Raw genomic sequence first — 16,419 nt, forward strand, 5'->3', positions numbered from 1 at the left:
GGTGGCCCGGGTGCCGGGCGGTCAGCGGGCGGTCCAGCCGCCGTCGACGACGATGGTCTGGCCGGTCACATAGCTCGCGGCGGCGCCGGCGAGCCAGACGATCGCCCCGACCATGTCCTCGGCGGTGCCCGCTCGGGGCAAGGGGGTGTTGCGGCGCAGGTACTCGCCGCCGCGGGCGCTGTCGTAGAGGCTGTCGGTGATCTCGCTGCGGAAGAAGCCCGGTGCCACGGTGTTGACCCGGATCGAGTACCGCGCCCACTGCACCGCCAGCTCCGCGGTCAGCCCCGACAGTCCGGCCTTGCTGGCGGCATAGGAGGCTTGCGGAATGCCGGGGACGCCGACCCGCCCGGAGATCGAGGACACGTTGACGATCGCGCCGCCGGCGCCGCGCATATGCGGAAAAACCTGCTGCGCCAGCAGGAACGGGGCCACCAGGTTCAGCTCGACGGTGCGGCGGATCTCCTGCGGGGTCTCGGCTTCGGCCCGGGCGGTGGAGAAACGGTTCCCGGCGGCGTTGATCAGGATGTCCGGCGGGCCCAGCGCGGCGGCCACCGCCGCGACGATCGCGGTCGGGCTCGCCGGGTCGGACAGGTCGGCCGGGACGGCGAGGCCGTCGATCTCCCGCGCCAGCACCGTCAGCCGGTCGGCGCGGCGCGCGACCACCGCGACGCGGGCGCCGAGTCCGGCGAGCGCCCGCGCGACCGCCGCGCCCAGGCCCGAGGACGCGCCGGTGACGAGGGCGACTCGGCCATCGAGGCCGAACAGGGGTGTGCCGCTCATCGGTGGCCGCCGGACGGGAGGCGCACGGCCGATGCCCGCGTGAGCATTTCCGGCAGCCGGGTGCGCTCCACCTTGCCCATCGCGTTGACCGGGAGCGCCTCGACGCGCGCCCAGATCTCGGGCACCTTGTACCCGGCCAGCTCGGCGCGGCACGCGGTGGCGATGGCTTCGAAATCGGGTGTGACGGTCGTGGTTTCGACCAAGGCCGCGACTCGCTGCCCCAGTCGTTCGTCGGGCGCCGGGCAGACCGCGACCTTCGCGATCGCGGGGTGCTTGCCGATCACCCGCTCCACCTCGAGCGGATACACGTTGGCTCCGCCGCGCAGGATGACGAGCTTCTTGCGATCCAGCACGCTCAGCCAGCCGTCCGCGCTGACGGTGCCGATATCGCCGGTGGGGAAGGGGCCGGGATCGAAGGGGCGCAGCCCGCCGGATTCCCAGCAACCCGGCGCGGGGGTCCAGGTGTGTGCCCACGGTCCGGAACTCGCCGCGCCGAGGCGTAGTTCGCCGAGTTCGCCCGGGGGGAGCCGGATCCCGGCGTCGTCGTAGGCGGCGACGTCGTAGTGCGGCAGGACGCGCCCGCTCGCCCCGGCGCGCCACTGCTCGCCGACGGGGTCGATGGCGACCACCGCCGGGGCTTCGGTGAGCCCGTAGGTCGCGCGCACCGGCACCCCGTGCGCGGCCGTGAACGCCGTGCGCACACTGTCGGGGGTATCGCTGCCCCCGCTCCAGACCTCGTGCAGCGACGCCGGATTCAGGTGCGGGCGGCGGGCCAGGTCGTAGAGCTGCGCGGGCGCGCCGTTCCACACCGTGACGCGGCGCTCGGCGAGCCAGTCCGCGACGCCGTCGGCGTCGCGCCGGTTCGTCAGCACCGCGCAGCCGCCCGCCTGTGCGGTGAGCAGCGTGGACAGTATCAGCAGGTTGAGGATGGTCAGGGGAAAGCTGTCGCCTTTGCGCAGTCGCGGCCCCCAGCCCCGGGTGGCGACCAGCGCCGCGCCCGGCAGCAGCAGGTTGCGCTGGCTGTGCACCACCGCTTTCGGGCGCCCCGACGTGCCGCTGGTGAAGGCGATCGCGGCGGGTGCGGTGCCGTCCTGCGGTACGCGCGGGGCCGCCGTCGCGGTGCGCACCAGGGCGGACCAGTGCTCCGGGGTGATCGACGGCATCCCGATTCGGCAGTTCGCCCCGCCCAGAACGACTTTCGGGGCGCACCGCCCGACCAGGTCGTCCTGCTCGCTCGCCGCGAGCGCCTCGCCGATGCCCGCCCAGATCGCGCCGATCCGCTGCGCGCCATAGAAAGCCGCGACGATGGGGAGGTCGTTGGGCAGGCACGCCGCGACGCGATCGCCGGGCCGCACGCCGAGCGACCACAGGGCCCCGGCCGCGCGCTGCGCCTGCTCGTTCAGCTCCGCGTAGCTCCACACGCCCGAATCCGCCTCTACCGCAGGGGCTTCGGGTCGGGCGGCGAGTGCCGCGTCGAGCACCGTAGCGATCGACGCGGGCCGCGGTGTCCCGGCGGCTCTGCTGCTTTCCACGCCATTCTTGATATCAGTATCTTTACTATCCTTGCAAGGATTAATCAGATAATCTGGCGACCGTCCAGATCCGGTGGAGCGGAGGCAGATGAGGCACACAGGCCCGTTGCGCGGGGTGCGCGTGGTCGATCTGACGGCCATGGTTATGGGGCCGTACTGCACCCAGATCATGGCCGACATGGGCGCGGACGTGATCAAGATCGAACCGCCCGCCGGTGACAACACCCGCGCCATCTCGATCGGGCCGGAGCCCGGCCTCGGGGGTGTGTTCGTCAACGTCAATCGCGGGAAACGCAGCGTGGTGCTGGATCTGCGCGACGCCGAAGGCGCTGCGGCACTGCGGGATCTGATCGGCCACGCGGACGTGTTCATCCATTCGATGCGCGGTCGCGCGATCGCCGCCCTCGGCTTCGCCTACCCGGAGGTGGCCGCGCTGAATCCTTCGATCGTCTACACCAACTGCTACGGCTACGGGCGGCGCGGCCCCGCCGCGGACCGCACCGCCTACGACGACACCATCCAGGCCGAATGCGGCATGGCCGACGCGCAGCGGCGATTGACCGGCGCGCCCGGCTACGCCGGCACCATCATGGCCGACAAGGTGGCGGGACTGACCGCGCTGTGGGCCACCGTGATGGCGCTGTTCGATCGCGAACGCACCGGGCAGGGACAAGAGGTCGAAGTCGCGATGTTCGAGACGATGGCCGCGTTCATGCTCGTCGAGCACGCGAACGGCGCGCTGTTCGACCCGCCGCTCGCGGGGGCCGGGTATCCGCGGGCGGTCGCGCCCAACCGGCGGCCCTACCGGACCAAGGACGGGTACATCTCCGCGCTGGTCTACAACGACAAGCAGTGGTCGGCGTTCGTCGCGGCCGTCCGCCCCGCCTGGGCCAGTGTGGAATTCGCGACCCTGGCCCAGCGGGCGCGGCGGATCGAGGCCGTGTACGCGCTGCTGGAAGCGACCTTCGCCGAACGCACGACCCGGCAGTGGCTGGATCTGCTCCACGCACTCGATATCCCGGCCGCGCCGGTGCGCGAGCTCGGCGAGCTGTTCGACGACGCGCACCTGGCGGCGGTCGGGTTCTTCGAGACGGTGCGGACACCGCAGGGGCCGGTGCGCTTTCCCGGAATGCCCGCGTGGTTTTCCCGGACGCCCGGCGCGGTCGCCGGGCCCGCGCCCCGGCTGGGCGCGGACACCGCGCACGTCGTGGACGCGCGGGGCTGGCCGAGCGCCGAGGACGCGGCAGCGCAGGGGGACTCGTGAAGATCATCGATGATCCCGCCGATCTGGAGCTGAGCGCGATCCTGCGCGCCGGTGACCGGATCGTCGTCGGGCAGGCCTGCGGCGAACCCGCCACGCTGATCGAGGCGCTCGCCGCGCAGGGCGAGCAGATCGGCGGGCTGCACGTCTTCATCGCCACCAGCTTCTCGGGGGCGTTCACCCCGGAGTCGGCGCGCGGCTTCGCGCTGTCCAGCATGGGGGCGATCGGTGCGCTGCGGAGCATGGCCGAAGTGCAGGCGCTGCAGGTGATTCCGTGTTCGGTGAGCCGGATCGGCCCGATGATCGAGTCCGGGCACCTCCGGTGCGATGTCGCCTTCGTGCAGGTCGCTCCGGCCGACGCGGCGGGCGAGCACAGTTGCGGTCTGGTCAGCGACTACGTGCCGGCGGCCGTCGCGACGGCGCGGGTCGTGGTCGCCGAGATCAACGACCAGGTGCCGCGAACGGCGGGCGCGAGCGTGCCCGCGAGCGCGATCGACGTCGCGGTGCGCGTCTCGCGACCGCCGGTCGAGGTGCCGCGCGCCCGGATCGGCGAAACCGACACGGCCATCGCGCGTTTCGCCGCGGACTACATCGGTGACGGGGCGGTCCTGCAGACCGGCGTCGGGGCCGTGCCCGAGGCGATCCTGCCGCTGCTGCTGGACCGCGCCGATCTGGGTGTGCACTCCGGCATGGTCGGCGACGGTCTGGTCGATCTCGTCGAAGCCGGGGTGGTGACCAACGCGCGCAAGACCCGCGACCGGGGCGTATCGGTGACCGGCGCGCTGATCGGAACCCAGCGGCTCTACCGATTCGCGCACCGCAATCCCGGCCTGCGAATGTGCCCTGCCTCCTACACCCACGACCCCGGCGTGCTCGCGTCCCTGGCAGGGCTGGTGACGATCAACTCCGCGCTCGAGGTCGATCTCGGCGGTCAGGTCAACGCCGAGCAGAGCGGCAGCGCCTATCTCGGCGGCACCGGCGGGCAGGTGGATTTCGTGCGCGGCGGACTGCGCGCGTCGGGCGGTCACGCGCTGATCGTGCTGCCGGCCACCGCGAAGAACGGTGCGGTGAGCCGGATCACCGCCGCGCTGGCGGGGCCGGTGACTACCGCCCGCAGCGAAGTGGACGTGATCGTCACCGAGTACGGGGCCGCCGAGCTGCGGGGACAGAGCCTGGCCGAACGCGCCCGCCGGCTGGTGGCCATCGCCCACCCCGGCTTCCGGGAAGACCTGGCGCGGGCCGCCCACGCCATCGCGGCGAGAGGATACTGATGAACGACGCGGTGCTGTTCGACGCGCGGCCCGACGGCATCGCCGTGCTCACCCTGAATCGCCCGCAGCGGCACAACTGTCTCGATCGGGAGGTGCGCGAGGGGCTCTACGCCGCGTGGGACCGCTTCGAACACGATCCCCGCTTGCGCGTGGCCATCCTCACCGGCGCGGGCGAGCAGGCGTTCTGCGCGGGCGGCGATCTGCGGGAGATGGTCGACACCGCGATGGCGGTGCCGCCGCGCGCCCTGTTCCCGCTGCCCTACGACACCGTCGAACTGAGCAAACCGACGATCGCCGCCGTGAACGGCGTCGCCTACGCCGGCGGCTGGATGATCGCCCAGGCCTGCGATCTGTGCGTGGCCAGCACGACGGCGCGGTTCGCGATCACCGAGGTGCGGGTGGGCCGCAGTTCGCCCTGGGCGGCGCCGCTGATCCACATGATCCCGCAGCGCGTCATGATGGAACTGCTGCTCACCGGCCAACCCGTCACTGCTCAGCGTGCCTACGAGATCGGGCTGGTCAATCGCCTCGCCGAACCCGCGCGACTGCTCGACACCGCCGTGGCCCTGGCGCGCGAAATCCTCGACGGGGCACCGCTGTCGGTGCGAGCGGCCCGCGACACCGTCATGCTCGCCACGGAGATGGGCAGATCCGCCGCCCTGCACGCCGCCCGAACCGTCGCCGAACCCTGCTACCGGAGCGAGGACGCGCAGGAGGGACCGCGCGCTTTCGCCGAGAAACGCGCGCCGCGGTGGCGGGGGCGTTGAGGCCGCGAAACCGCGTACCTCAGCGGTTCCCGCGCCGCAGTGGCGCAAGCACTACGGCCGCGGCGGGCTGGAGTCGGGCGCCGCGCGTCGGGTGTGCCCGCGGATCACCGCGGCACCGGAGTGGCGAGGTTCTGCCGGACCCGGAACTTCTGGATCTTGCCGCTGCCGGTGCGCGGGAAGTCCGCGACGACGTGAATCTCCTCGGGCCACTTCTGTTTCGCCAGACCGGAGGCCGCGAAGTGGGCGCGCAACCGCGCCAGGTCCGGGGCCACGCCGCCCGGGCGCAGGCGCAGCACCGCCGCCACGTGCTCGCCGAGCCGTTCGTCGGGCGCCGCGACCGCGGCGGCCTCGGCGACACCGGGCAGGCTCAGCAACACCTCCTCGACCTCGAGCGCGCTGATGTTCTCGCCGCCGCGAATGATCATGTCGGACTTGCGGTCGGAGATGGTCAGGTAGCCGTCGGCGTCGAGGTGGCCGATGTCGCCGGTGTGGTACCAGCCCTCGGCGTCGAACGCCGCCGCGGTCAGGGCGTCGTCGGTGTAGCCCAGGCACAGGTCCGGGCCCCGGCTGAGGATCTCGCCGTCGGCGGTGAGCCGGATCTCGACGCCCGGCTGGTTCGTGCCGTCGGTGTAGAGCCGCTTGGATTCCGGTGCGGTGCACAGTGATCCGGTGATCGAGGGGTGCTCGGTACTGCCGTAGGCCCGGTAGACGGTGATGCCGAGCGCCGTCAGCCGCTCGGCCACCGACGCGGGGACGGGCGCGCCGCCCATGCCCGCGTAGCGCAGATGGCGCAGATGCTCGGGGGTGAACGACGGATGGTCGATGAGGCTGGTCATGTAGTACGGCACGCCGCCGCCGACGGTGCTGCCGTGGGTGCGCATCAACTCCAGGATCAGCGGCGGGTCCCAGCGGTCGACGAGATCGACCGCTATCCCGTCGAGGATCGGAATCAGCAGCCCGTTCACCATGCCGATAAAATGCCCGACGGGAGCGGCGGTGAGCTGCGGGCCCAGGTCGGCCGGATAGTGGGCGGCCAGCTGGCGGGTCTCACACCCCAGCGTCCGGTGGGTGTGCACCACGCCTTTCGGGGCCCGCGTGGTGCCCGAGGTGAAGGCGTACACCGCGGGGCTACCGGGATCGACCGGCACCACACCGCTCATCGGCGCCGCGGCCAGCAAGGCGTCGAAATCCCGGCCGACCACGCCGACGATCGGGACGTCGGCACACAGCTCCGGGTGGAACTCCCACGCGCCGAACCGTTCCGCGGTGACGAACACTCGCGGCCGCACGGCCCGCAGAATGTAGCCCACCTCGCGCGGCCCGTAGATGTGCACGATCGGTACCACCACCGCACCCAGGAACGAGGCCGCCCAGAAGGTCGCGGCGGCCTCCATCCAATTCGGCAGTTGGAACGCCACCACGTCGCCGGGTCGCACGCCCCGGGCGCGCAACCCCGCGGCCAGGGTTCGCGCCACCCGCTCGACCTCGCCGAATGTCCCGGACCACGGCCGCACCTCGGAGTGCACCCGGAACGGGGTGTCCGGGGCTGCCGCGAGACCGCGCGCCAGCATGTCGCCGATGGTGTCGCGAGTCCACCACCCCTCGGCCTCGTAGCGCTCGACGAGTTCGGCGGGGATCGTTCGCATGCGTGACTCCGGCGGTACTAGCTGGCAGAACAGGGATATCGAGAGTGAATATAGCATTACGCCGAAATGAGAATACGGTTTTCACCCGGGCGGATCGTGGCCGCGCGCAGCCGGTTTCGGCAGCTGCGGCGCTGCCGGACTAGCGGAGCTCCGGCGGGACGGCGGTGTCCGCCGACAGCTTCCACACCCGCACCGCGAGATGGACCTCCAGGCGGCGCGGGCCGTCCAGCCAGTCGTGGCCGAGCAACTCGGCGACGCGGGACAGCCGCTGGCGGACGGTGTTGCGGTGGATGAACAGCTCGGCGGCGGTGCGGGCGAGGTTGCCGCCGAATTCCAGGTGGGTCCAGGTGGTTTCGGTGAGGGTGGTGTGGTGGGCGGCGTCGTAGTCCAGTAGCGGCCGGATCTCGGTGAGCGGGTCGAAGGCGGGGTCCAGGGTGTGGGCGGCGTCCAGGAGCAGGCCGACCGCGCCGAGGCGCGCGCCGTCCAGCAGCGCGCCGGTGCGGCCGAGCGCGAGCAGGGTGGCCAGGGCGCGCCGGGCGCGGCGATAGGAGCCGGTGAGGCTGTCGAAACCCGGTGCGGGACCGGCGAATCCGAGGGTGGGCGGGCTGGTTTCGGCGGCCAGGGCGCGGTGCACGCGCTCGGCTACCGAGCTGTCGTCGGCGGCGACGACACAGAGATCGCCGCCGTGGCGGGCGATGAGGGCGCGGGTGCGGACGGCGGCGCGCAGCAGCGTTTCCAGCCGCCGGTCGTCCGCGCCGGGCGCGGACAGGACGACGACGGTGAGATCGTCGGTGGCGCGCAGGCCGAAACGGGCGGCGCGCTGCCGCAGGCGATCGCGGGGCACGTCGCGCCCGGACAGCAGGTCATCGAGGAGTTCGGCCTGCATCTGCTGGGCCGCGTCGTGGGCGGCCCGGTCGAACAGGCGCAAGATGGTCAGGAACACCGACAGGCGCTCCAGCAGGCCCGCGGGCAGATCCGGCAGGCGGTCCGCGAGCAGCAGCGTCGCCAGGTGCCCGCCGCCGGTGCGGGCCGGGACCAGCGTGAAAGTCTCGCGGCCGACTCGCTGTTCGCGCGGCTCCCCGGCCGCCGCCGCGGCGCGCAGGGAGCGAGCGAGCGGGCCCGCGGCCAGGCGAGTTACCCGCTCGGGCCAGCCGGGCTCGGGCGCGTGCGCGGTGAGCACCCCGTGCGCGGCGTCCAGGACGGCGACCCGGCCGGCCACCAGGTGGCGCACCAGTTCGGCGAATCCGTCGTAGCCGCCCCCGCCGATCACCGTCTCGATCAGGCGGCGATCCATGGCCATCAGGCTGTGCAGCTCCGACATCTCGTGCTGACGCGAGACCTGCTCCTGCCCCAGGCGTTCCAGCGCGCCGCGGATCGCGGCGAACTGCTCGGCGTTGTCCAGGGCCACCGCCGCGTGCTTGCCGATCGCGTCGAGCAGATCGACGGTCTCGTTCGGGTAGGCGCGGACGGTGCGGTCGGCGATGAGCAGCGCCCCGATCGCCCGGCCGCGCAGCGACATCGGGACGCCGAGGATGGAACGCACCCCTTCGGCGCGCACGATGGCGTCGACGTGCGGCAGATGGGTGAGCTCGGGATCGTCGAGATAGTCCGCGCTCTGATACGCCGTGACGCCGGCGGCGGCCCGCCCGACGATGCCGGTGCCGATGGGCATGCGCAGCAGCCGGTACGCCTCGGTCATCACGCCGTCGGATTTGCGGATGTAGGTCTCGTCGCTGGCGTGGTCGTTGAGGCTGATGTAGGCCATGTCGCTGCCGGACAGGGTGCGGGTGCGCCCGACGATGGCCTGCAGGACGGCTTCGACGTCGCGCAGCGCGCTGAGATCGGTGGCGGTGTCGTAGAGCGCGCGCAGCACGGCCTCGCGGCGGCCGCGCTCGGCGGCGCGCAGGCCGAGGGCGCGGGCGGCGGCGCCGGCGGCGGGGGTGAGCTCGCCCCGGGCCAGGGCCGCGGCCACCCTCGCGTCCAGCTCGGGCGGGGCGATCCCGGCGTGCAGGCCCTCCAGAATCGCCGAGACGGAGGAATCCATCGCCGACCTCGCATTCGATGGTGTGCGCGGTGCACTGCGAACAGCAGGCACTGTATGCAGTGTAGCTATATCGTTGCCCGCCGCCGCGCCCTAGCGTCGGCGGTATGCAGATCACCGGAGCCGTCCTGGAAGAGATCGGACGGGATCGCCCGTTCGCGCAGTCCCGGCCCATCGCCGTCACGCAACTCGACCTGGGGGAGCCCGGTCCGACCGAGGTGCTCGTCCGGATCGAGGCCGCGGGGGTGTGCCATTCCGACCTTAGTGTGGTCGAGGGCAACCGGGTGCGCCCGGTGCCCATGCTGCTCGGGCACGAAGCGGCCGGGATCGTGGTCCGGACCGGTTCCGGCGCAGACGATCTGGCTGCCGGGCAGCGCGTGGTCATGTCCTTCCTGCCCCGCTGCGGACAGTGCGCGGCCTGCGCCGAGGACGGGCGGCTGCCCTGCACGGAGGGCAGCCGGGCCAACAACGCGGGGGAGTTGCTGCACAATCCGGGCCGGCTGACCCGCGACGGCGCGCGAGTACACCATCACCTGGGCGTCTCCGCCTTCGCCACGCATGCGATCGTCGACCGCGCCTCGGTGGTGCCGGTCGAGGCCGACGTGCCGGCCGAGATCGCGGCCCTGTTCGGCTGCGCGGTGCTGACCGGCGGCGGCGCGGTGCTCAATGTGGCGCGGCCGGGCCCGGACGACGAGGTGATGGTCGTCGGTCTCGGCGGGGTGGGCATGGCGGCCGTGCTGGTCGCCAAGGCGCTCGGGGTGCGGCGGGTCATCGCCGTGGACGCGCTGCCGGCCAAGGCCGAGCAGGCGCGCGCCCTGGGCGCGGATCTGGCCTGCACGCCGGACGAACTGGCCGACAACGGAATTCGCGCCCGCTACGTGATCGAGTGCGCCGGGCATGCCAGCGCTTTCGAGACGGCGTTCGCCGCGACCGCACCCGGCGGCACCACGATCACCGTCGGTCTGCCGGGCCCGCGGGCCCGCGCGGCGATCTCGCCGCTGACCCTCACCGCCGAGGCGCGCACGGTCGTGGGCAGCTATCTGGGTTCGGCGCTGCCCGCGCGCGACATCCCGCGCTATGTGCGGATGTGGCGCGAGGGCGTGCTGCCGGTGGAGCAGCTGATCTCGGACCGGATCGAGCTCTCGCGGATCAACGAGGCGATGGACCGGCTGGCCGCGGGCCACGCGATCCGCCAGATCATCCTGTTCGACGGGGCGGAGAACGACCGGTGACGACTCTGCTGGATCTGCCCGGCGGGCACTACATCGACGGTCGCTGGACCGGTGACCCGGCAACGCTGGAGGTGCGCAACCCGGCGACCGGCGCCATCCTCGCCCGGGTCGCCGACGCCGACCCCGCCACGGGCCAGCGCGCCCTCGCGGCGGCCGTCGCCGCCCAGGGGGCCTGGGCGCGCACCTCACCGCGCGCCCGCGCCGACCTGCTGATGACCGTTTTCGGGCTGCTGCACGAGCGCGCCGGCCAGTTCGCCGCGCTGATCACCGCGGAAATGGGCAAGCCGCTGGCCGAGGCCCGCGGCGAGGTCGGCTACGGCGCGGAGTTCTTCCGCTGGTTCGCCGAGGAAGGCGTGCGCTCCTCGGGGTCCTATGGCCTCGCGCCGTCGGGCGCGCGGCGCATCGTCACGATGAAGCGGCCGGTCGGGCCGGTCCTGGCCATCACGCCCTGGAACTTCCCGCTGGCCATGGCGGCCCGCAAGATCGCACCCGCGCTCGCGGCGGGCTGCACCATCGTGGTCAAACCGGCCCCGCAGACGCCGCTGACCACGCTCGCGCTGATGGCGCTGCTGGACGAGGCGGGAGTGCCGGCGGGCGTGGTGAATTGCGTGACCACCGCCGCGGCCGCCGCGGTGTGCGGGCCGCTGATCGCCGATCCGGCGCTGCGGAAACTGACCTTCACCGGGTCCACGGCGGTCGGCCGGGCCCTGCTCGCGCAGGCCGCCCAGGGCGTGCTGCGCACCTCGATGGAACTGGGCGGCAACGCGCCCTTCGTCGTGCTGGCCCACGCCGATCTCGAGCGCGCGGTGTCGGGCGCGGTCGAGGCGAAGATGCGCAACTCCGGGGAAGCCTGCACCGCCGCCAACCGGTTCCTGGTGCACGAATCCCTGGCCGCGGCGTTCACGGAGCGGCTCGCGGCGCGGTTGGCGGCGCTGCGGGTCGGCGACGGCATGGCGCCCGGCACGGAAGTGGGCCCGCTCATCGACGCCGGTGCGGTCCAGGCCGTCGAGCGGCTGGTCGGTGAAGCCGTCGCGCGCGGCGCGCGGGTGGTCACCGGTGGGCAGCGGTTGCCCGGGCCGGGATATTTCTACGCGCCGACGGTACTGGCCGATGTGCCCGCGCGGGCGCGCATCCTGCACTCGGAGATCTTCGGCCCGGTCGCCCCGGTCCGTACCTTCACCGGCACCGCCGAGGCCTTGGCCGAGGCCAACGCCACCCCGGCCGGTCTGGTCGGCTACGTCTACGGCGAAAACCTCCGCGAGACACTCGCTTTCGCCGAGCAGCTGGACACCGGCATGGTCGGGGTGAACGCGGGCATCGTCTCCGACCCGGCCGCACCGTTCGGCGGTGTCAAGGAATCCGGCCTGGGCCGCGAAGGCGGCCGCGAGGGTCTCGAGGAATACCTCGAGACCAAATACCTCGGCCTCGCCCTCTGACAGCACGCTATCCAGAGGGCTTCTACAGTGTGGTGATGAGCGAGAATCGTCCCGCGTTGGCTGAACAGCTCGACCTGCGACCGCATCCCGAGGGCGGCTGGTATCGCGAGACATGGCGCAGCGGCGTGGAATTCACGCCCGAGGGGTATGCGGGGCCGCGGGCGAGCGCGACCGCGATCTACTTCCTGCTGCCCGCGGGCGAGCGCTCCGCGCCGCACACCGTCGCCTCCGACGAACTGTGGCTGTGGCATCGCGGCGGTGCGCTGCTGCTGAACATCGGCGGCGAGGAGATCGTGCTCGGGCCCGATGTCGCGGCCGGGCAGCGCCCGCAGGCGGTGGTGCCGGGCGGGGTCTCGCAGTCCGCGCGCCCGGTGGACGAGGACGTCCTGGTGAGCTGTGTCGTCGCGCCCGGCTTCGATTTCGCGGATTTCCGGCTGGACGAGGCGACGTAGCATCGTCCGGTGTCTTCGCGTGTGCCCCGGCGGTCGCCGGGTGGTGGTGATCCGGTCGATCGGATCGAGTCGGTGATCGTCGATTGCGCGGTCTATGTCGACGGTGTGCGGCTGCCGGGTTCGTGCACTCCGGCGGCCGCGCTCGCCGAGGTGCGCGAGCGGGGCGCGGGGTTCGTGTGGCTGGGGCTGCACGATCCCGGCGCGGATCAGATGGGCGCTGTCGCAGGGGTATTCGGATTGCATCCGCTGGCCGCCGAGGACGCGGTCAAGGCCGAGCAGCGCCCCAAACTCGAACGCTACGACGACACCCTGGTGCTGGCGCTGCGCACGGTCGGCTACGTCGAGCACGACATGCACAGCGTCAGCGAGATCGTGGAGACCGGGGAGATGCTGCTGATCGCCGCCCCGGATTTCCTGGTCGCGGTGCGCCACGGCGAGCATTCCGGGCTGGCCGGGGTGCGGCAGGCGCTGGAAGCCGACCCGGCCCGGCTGCGGCTGGGCCCCGGCGCGGTGCTGCACGCGATCGCCGAGTACGTGGTGGACTCCTACCTCGCGGTCGGCGCGTCGGTCGAACTCGACGTCGACGCGATGGAGGAGGCGGTCTTCACCCCCGGCAGCGGGATCGCGATCGAATCGATCTACCAGCTCAAGCGTGAGATCGTCGAGCTGCGCCGCGCGGTCGGCCCGCTGGCGGTGCCGCTGCGGCTGCTGGGCAAGCCGGAAACGCCGCTGCCCAAGGAGATTCGTCGCTACCTGCGCCACGTCGCCGCCGACCACGCCAAGATCGCCGAGCGCATCGAGGAGTTCGACGAGGCCCTGACCACGTTGATCGGCGCGGCCCTGGCCAAGATCACCGTGCAGCAGAGCGCCGACATGCGCCGGATCTCGGCGCTGGTCGCACTGGCCGCGGTGCCGACGATGCTGGCCGGCATCTACGGCATGAACTTCGAGCACATGCCGGAACTGAAGATCGCCTGGGCCTACCCGGCGCTGCTGGTGGTGATGGTGAGCATCTGCGGTGCGCTGGCGGTGGCCTTCCGGCGCAACAACTGGCTCTGACAGCGCACGACGGCCGGGGGAGACCCGGCCGCCGCGCGGTGAACGATCAACGCGGAGTTTGCATTCCGGCCCGGACGCGCGCGCCGAGATCGGCGTCGATGTTGCCGAGGTACTCATAGACCTGGGCCAGCACCGGCTCGGTGACGCCATTGCTGAGATGACCGACGATATTGCCGACCAGGCGCTCGCGGGCGGCGTCGTCGAGGACCTCGCGCACCAGCGTGCCCGCCTGCCCCCAATCGTCGTCGTCGGCGCGCAGCGTGTACGCCTCGCGCACCATCTCGCCGTCGCTGTGCCAGCCCGCGGCCTCGCGCGGCCCGTCGACGCGGGCGGCGGGACCGCCCTTGGAGTTCGGCGCGTACACCGGGTCGCCCGGATTGTGGTGGCGCATCGGGCCGTCCTTGGAGTAGGAGTGCACCTCGCTCGCGCGCGGGGTGTTCACCGGCAGCTCCTGATAGTTGGGCCCGATCCGGTACCGGTGCGCGTCCGGGTAGGAGAACCAGCGCCCGAGCAGCATCTTGTCGGGGCTGGGCCCGGTGCCGGGCACGGCGTTGCTGGGCGCGAACGCCGCCTGCTCGATCTCGGTGTGGTAGTTCACCGGATTCGAGGTCAGCGTCAGCTTGCCGACCTCGATCAGGGGGTAGTCGCCGTGCGGCCACACCTTGGTCAGGTCGAAGGGGTTGAAGCGGTAGGTCTTGGCCTCCTCGAACGGCATGATCTGCATGTGCAGCGTCCAGCTGGGGTGCCGGCCGTTCTCGATGGACTCCCACAGGTCGCGGGTGTGGTAATCGGCGTCGGTGGCCACCAGCGCGTCCGCCTCGTCCTGGGTGAGGAACTCGATGCCCTGATCGGTCTTGAAGTGGTATTTCACCCAGAACCGTTCCCCGCCGGCGTTGACCCACATGTAGGTGTGGCTGGAGTAGCCGTTCATGTGCCGCCAGCTGCGCGGGATGCCCCGATCGCCCATCAGCCAGGTCACCTGGTGGGCCGACTCCGGTGAGAGCGACCAGTAGTCCCACTGCATGTCGTTGTCGCGCAGGTTGTTGTCGGCCCGGCGCTTCTGGGAGCGGATGAAATCCTGGAACTTCAGCGGATCCCGCATGAAGAACACCGGGGTGTTGTTGCCGACCAGATCGAAGTTGCCCTCGGTGGTGTAGAACTTCAGCGCGAAGCCGCGCGGATCGCGCCAGGTGTCCGGGCTGCCGCGCTCGCCGGCGACGGTGGAGAAGCGGGCCAGCACCTCGGTGCGGGTGCCGGGCTGGAACACCTGCGCGTGGGTGTAGGCACTGACGTCGTGGGTCACCTCGAAGACGCCGAACGCGCCGCCGCCCTTGGCGTGCGGCTGGCGCTCGGGCACGCGTTCGCGGTTGAACTGGGCCATCTTCTCGATCAGGTACGCGTCGTGCAGCAGGATCGGCCCGTCGCGGCCCACCGTCAGCGAATCGCTGTCACTGTGCACGGGAATTCCGGAATTATCGGTGGTGAAGTTCGTCATTCGTCTCTCCCAATCGCATCGCGCGGGCATTCGGAACGCACTTCGAGGTTCGGTCGCAACCAACCTTCCAAAGGATAGCTAATGTCCAGCTATCCGACAGTGGCGTCGGCGGGCTGCAATTCGATCGCGACCAGCAGTTCGACCAGATCCTCCACGCGGCGCACGCTGCGGCCGGTGAGATCCTGGACGCGGCCCAGGCGGTACTTGGCCGTATTGGGGTGGATCCGCAGCCGGTCGGCGGCCGTGCGGATGTTCAGGTCGGCGTCGGCGAAGGCGCGGATGGTCTCGGCCAGGATGCCGCCGCGCAGCCGGTCCTCGGACAGCATCGCGGCCAGCGCCGGATCGATGAGGTGGCGGGCGGTCTCGTCGGCGCGCAGCAGCAGATACCGGAACGGGGTCACGTGCGGCAGCGCCAGGACACCGCCCGTCGCGGGCAGCAGCGCCAAAGCGTCCAGGCTCTGCTGGTAGGCGCGGGGCAGTTGCGCGACGCCGGCGACCACCGTGCTGACGCCCACCGCGAGCGTGATCCCCGCGGCGTCGAGCTTGCGCTGGGTCGCCTCGAGCCGCTCGCGCAGCTCGGCCGTGCCCGATCGGCGGCTCAGCGCCGGCACGGCGACGATCTCGGTGCCGTGCACGACCGCGAGCGTGCGCAGGCCGTTGACGCCCACCCCGGCCAGCGCGGCGGCCGCGAGTTGGCGTGCCTCGCTGTCGGTTCCGTCGCGCGCGGCGTCCGGTTCGTGGCCCAGCACCGTCGCGGTCACCACCACCAGCGCGCCGCCGCCGTCGGCGCCGATGCCGTGCGCGCCGGCCCGGGCCTGCAGCGGGCCGCGCTCGGGCAGCGACCCGGTGAGCAACTGCGCCAGCAGTTCGCGGCTCTCGCGATCGGAGTCGGCGGTGCGGGACTGCTGGAATTCCAGGTAGGCGCCCGCCGCCTCGGCGCTGATCAGATCGTTGTAGCGGGCCAGCGGGACGACCATCGACAACGCGGCCAGCCGCCCGGCCTCGGACTCGCCGGCGAAGGACAGCAGCGACTTCCAGGTCGCCTGCTGGCCCAGCCGGAACGCCGCGATGTAGTCGATCAGGGTGAGCCCGGCGCGGGCCCGGCGCGCGGCGGCCTGGCGGGCATAGGCGACGTCGGTCGCGGTGACCTTGCGATGGTCCAGGAACGCGCCCAGCCCGGAGCGGCACAGGCGGGTCAGCTGGTCGTGCACGTCATCGTGGAAGGAGTTGTCGCGCGCGGCGTAACCGGGGATCTGGGCCAGGATCGCGCGCAGCCCGGCGTCGGCGATCTGCTCGGCGTGGTCGTAGGCGTTGCCGATGATGCGTTTGCGTTCGGCCTGCACGTCGGCCGGATACACCGGTTCGACCGAATGTGATCCAGCTGACATAACCGGATACTCCAACGCCGTTTCGAGGGTGTCAATACGAACCGCGCGGCGCGCGTCCA

At 72.0% G+C, this 16,419-nt stretch carries 13 protein-coding genes; 7 read left to right on the forward strand and 6 right to left on the reverse strand.

Annotated elements, in window-relative coordinates; translation table 11 throughout:
* Nucleotides 1–21 precede the first annotated feature (21 nt).
* Nucleotides 22–780, reverse strand: a complete 759-nt coding sequence (locus tag AB0I43_RS03550; protein WP_356972948.1) for an SDR family oxidoreductase — start codon at nucleotides 778–780, stop codon at nucleotides 22–24.
* Entirely contained in the window at nucleotides 777–2,312 is a 1,536-nt protein-coding gene (locus tag AB0I43_RS03555) for a class I adenylate-forming enzyme family protein (RefSeq protein ID WP_356972949.1), read from the reverse strand. The genes AB0I43_RS03550 and AB0I43_RS03555 overlap by 4 nt, the downstream gene beginning before the upstream one ends.
* An 88-nt stretch (nucleotides 2,313–2,400) precedes the next feature.
* Here AB0I43_RS03555 and AB0I43_RS03560 point away from each other — a divergent pair, with 88 nt between their 5' ends.
* Genes AB0I43_RS03560 through AB0I43_RS03570 form a run of 3 tightly spaced genes read left to right on the forward strand, consistent with a single transcriptional unit; the run spans nucleotide 2,401 to nucleotide 5,611 of the window.
* Nucleotides 2,401–3,576: a CoA transferase gene (locus AB0I43_RS03560; protein WP_356972951.1), complete on the forward strand. Its 1,176-nt coding sequence runs from the start codon at nucleotides 2,401–2,403 to the stop codon at nucleotides 3,574–3,576.
* Nucleotides 3,573–4,844: an acetyl-CoA hydrolase/transferase C-terminal domain-containing protein gene (locus AB0I43_RS03565; RefSeq protein ID WP_356972952.1), complete on the forward strand. Its 1,272-nt coding sequence runs from the start codon at nucleotides 3,573–3,575 to the stop codon at nucleotides 4,842–4,844. The genes AB0I43_RS03560 and AB0I43_RS03565 overlap by 4 nt, the downstream gene beginning before the upstream one ends.
* Nucleotides 4,844–5,611: an enoyl-CoA hydratase-related protein gene (locus AB0I43_RS03570; RefSeq protein WP_356972953.1), complete on the forward strand. Its 768-nt coding sequence runs from the start codon at nucleotides 4,844–4,846 to the stop codon at nucleotides 5,609–5,611. The genes AB0I43_RS03565 and AB0I43_RS03570 overlap by 1 nt, the downstream gene beginning before the upstream one ends.
* Nucleotides 5,612–5,715: 104 nt before the next feature.
* Here AB0I43_RS03570 and AB0I43_RS03575 read toward each other — a convergent pair whose 3' ends face one another.
* Nucleotides 5,716–7,257, reverse strand: coding sequence for an AMP-binding protein (locus AB0I43_RS03575; RefSeq protein WP_356972954.1), 1,542 nt, complete (start codon nucleotides 7,255–7,257; stop codon nucleotides 5,716–5,718).
* A 139-nt stretch (nucleotides 7,258–7,396) separates the two neighbouring features.
* Nucleotides 7,397–9,301 carry a helix-turn-helix domain-containing protein gene (locus tag AB0I43_RS03580; protein WP_356972955.1) on the reverse strand — a complete coding sequence of 635 codons (1,905 nt, stop codon included), beginning with the start codon at nucleotides 9,299–9,301 and terminating at the stop codon, nucleotides 7,397–7,399.
* A 104-nt stretch (nucleotides 9,302–9,405) separates the two neighbouring features.
* Here AB0I43_RS03580 and AB0I43_RS03585 point away from each other — a divergent pair, with 104 nt between their 5' ends.
* From AB0I43_RS03585 to AB0I43_RS03600, 4 genes are read left to right on the forward strand one after another with little or no spacing between them, the layout of a single operon-like run.
* Nucleotides 9,406–10,530, forward strand: coding sequence for an alcohol dehydrogenase catalytic domain-containing protein (locus AB0I43_RS03585; protein WP_356972956.1), 1,125 nt, complete (start codon nucleotides 9,406–9,408; stop codon nucleotides 10,528–10,530).
* Nucleotides 10,527–11,966: an NAD-dependent succinate-semialdehyde dehydrogenase gene (locus AB0I43_RS03590; protein ID WP_356972957.1), complete on the forward strand. Its 1,440-nt coding sequence runs from the start codon at nucleotides 10,527–10,529 to the stop codon at nucleotides 11,964–11,966. Before AB0I43_RS03585 ends, AB0I43_RS03590 begins: the two co-directional genes overlap by 4 nt.
* A 35-nt stretch (nucleotides 11,967–12,001) precedes the next feature.
* Nucleotides 12,002–12,418 carry a cupin domain-containing protein gene (locus AB0I43_RS03595; protein WP_356972959.1) on the forward strand — a complete coding sequence of 139 codons (417 nt, stop codon included), beginning with the start codon at nucleotides 12,002–12,004 and terminating at the stop codon, nucleotides 12,416–12,418.
* A gap of 21 nt (nucleotides 12,419–12,439) precedes the next feature.
* Nucleotides 12,440–13,477 (forward strand): magnesium and cobalt transport protein CorA, encoded by a 1,038-nt coding sequence (locus AB0I43_RS03600; protein WP_356973140.1) that lies wholly within the window; start codon nucleotides 12,440–12,442, stop codon nucleotides 13,475–13,477.
* 46 nt (nucleotides 13,478–13,523) lie between these two features.
* Here the strand turns inward: AB0I43_RS03600 and AB0I43_RS03605 are convergent, their stop codons facing one another.
* Both AB0I43_RS03605 and AB0I43_RS03610 read right to left on the reverse strand, forming a co-directional pair.
* Nucleotides 13,524–14,972 carry a catalase gene (locus tag AB0I43_RS03605; protein ID WP_356972960.1) on the reverse strand — a complete coding sequence of 483 codons (1,449 nt, stop codon included), beginning with the start codon at nucleotides 14,970–14,972 and terminating at the stop codon, nucleotides 13,524–13,526.
* An 89-nt stretch (nucleotides 14,973–15,061) separates the two neighbouring features.
* Nucleotides 15,062–16,360, reverse strand: a complete 1,299-nt coding sequence (locus AB0I43_RS03610) for a helix-turn-helix domain-containing protein (RefSeq protein WP_356972961.1) — start codon at nucleotides 16,358–16,360, stop codon at nucleotides 15,062–15,064.
* Nucleotides 16,361–16,419: the final 59 nt, after the last annotated feature.

It is taken from the genome of Nocardia sp. NPDC050435 (assembly GCF_040655395.1).
In the GTDB taxonomy this organism is placed as follows: Bacteria; Actinomycetota; Actinomycetes; order Mycobacteriales; family Mycobacteriaceae; genus Nocardia.

Bases quoted from the DNA above. Each gene is read 5' to 3' on its own strand.
- AB0I43_RS03560 (WP_356972951.1), top strand. From the start codon at position 2,401: ATGAGGCACACAGGCCCGTTGCGCGGGGTGCGCGTGGTCGATCTGACG.
- AB0I43_RS03570 (WP_356972953.1), top strand. From the start codon at position 4,844: ATGAACGACGCGGTGCTGTTCGACGCGCGGCCCGACGGCATCGCCGTG.
- AB0I43_RS03610 (WP_356972961.1), bottom strand. From the start codon at position 16,360: ATGTCAGCTGGATCACATTCGGTCGAACCGGTGTATCCGGCCGACGTG.
- AB0I43_RS03550 (WP_356972948.1), bottom strand. From the start codon at position 780: ATGAGCGGCACACCCCTGTTCGGCCTCGATGGCCGAGTCGCCCTCGTC.
- AB0I43_RS03595 (WP_356972959.1), top strand. From the start codon at position 12,002: ATGAGCGAGAATCGTCCCGCGTTGGCTGAACAGCTCGACCTGCGACCG.
- AB0I43_RS03605 (WP_356972960.1), bottom strand. From the start codon at position 14,972: ATGACGAACTTCACCACCGATAATTCCGGAATTCCCGTGCACAGTGAC.
- AB0I43_RS03580 (WP_356972955.1), bottom strand. From the start codon at position 9,301: ATGGATTCCTCCGTCTCGGCGATTCTGGAGGGCCTGCACGCCGGGATC.
- AB0I43_RS03585 (WP_356972956.1), top strand. From the start codon at position 9,406: ATGCAGATCACCGGAGCCGTCCTGGAAGAGATCGGACGGGATCGCCCG.
- AB0I43_RS03575 (WP_356972954.1), bottom strand. From the start codon at position 7,257: ATGCGAACGATCCCCGCCGAACTCGTCGAGCGCTACGAGGCCGAGGGG.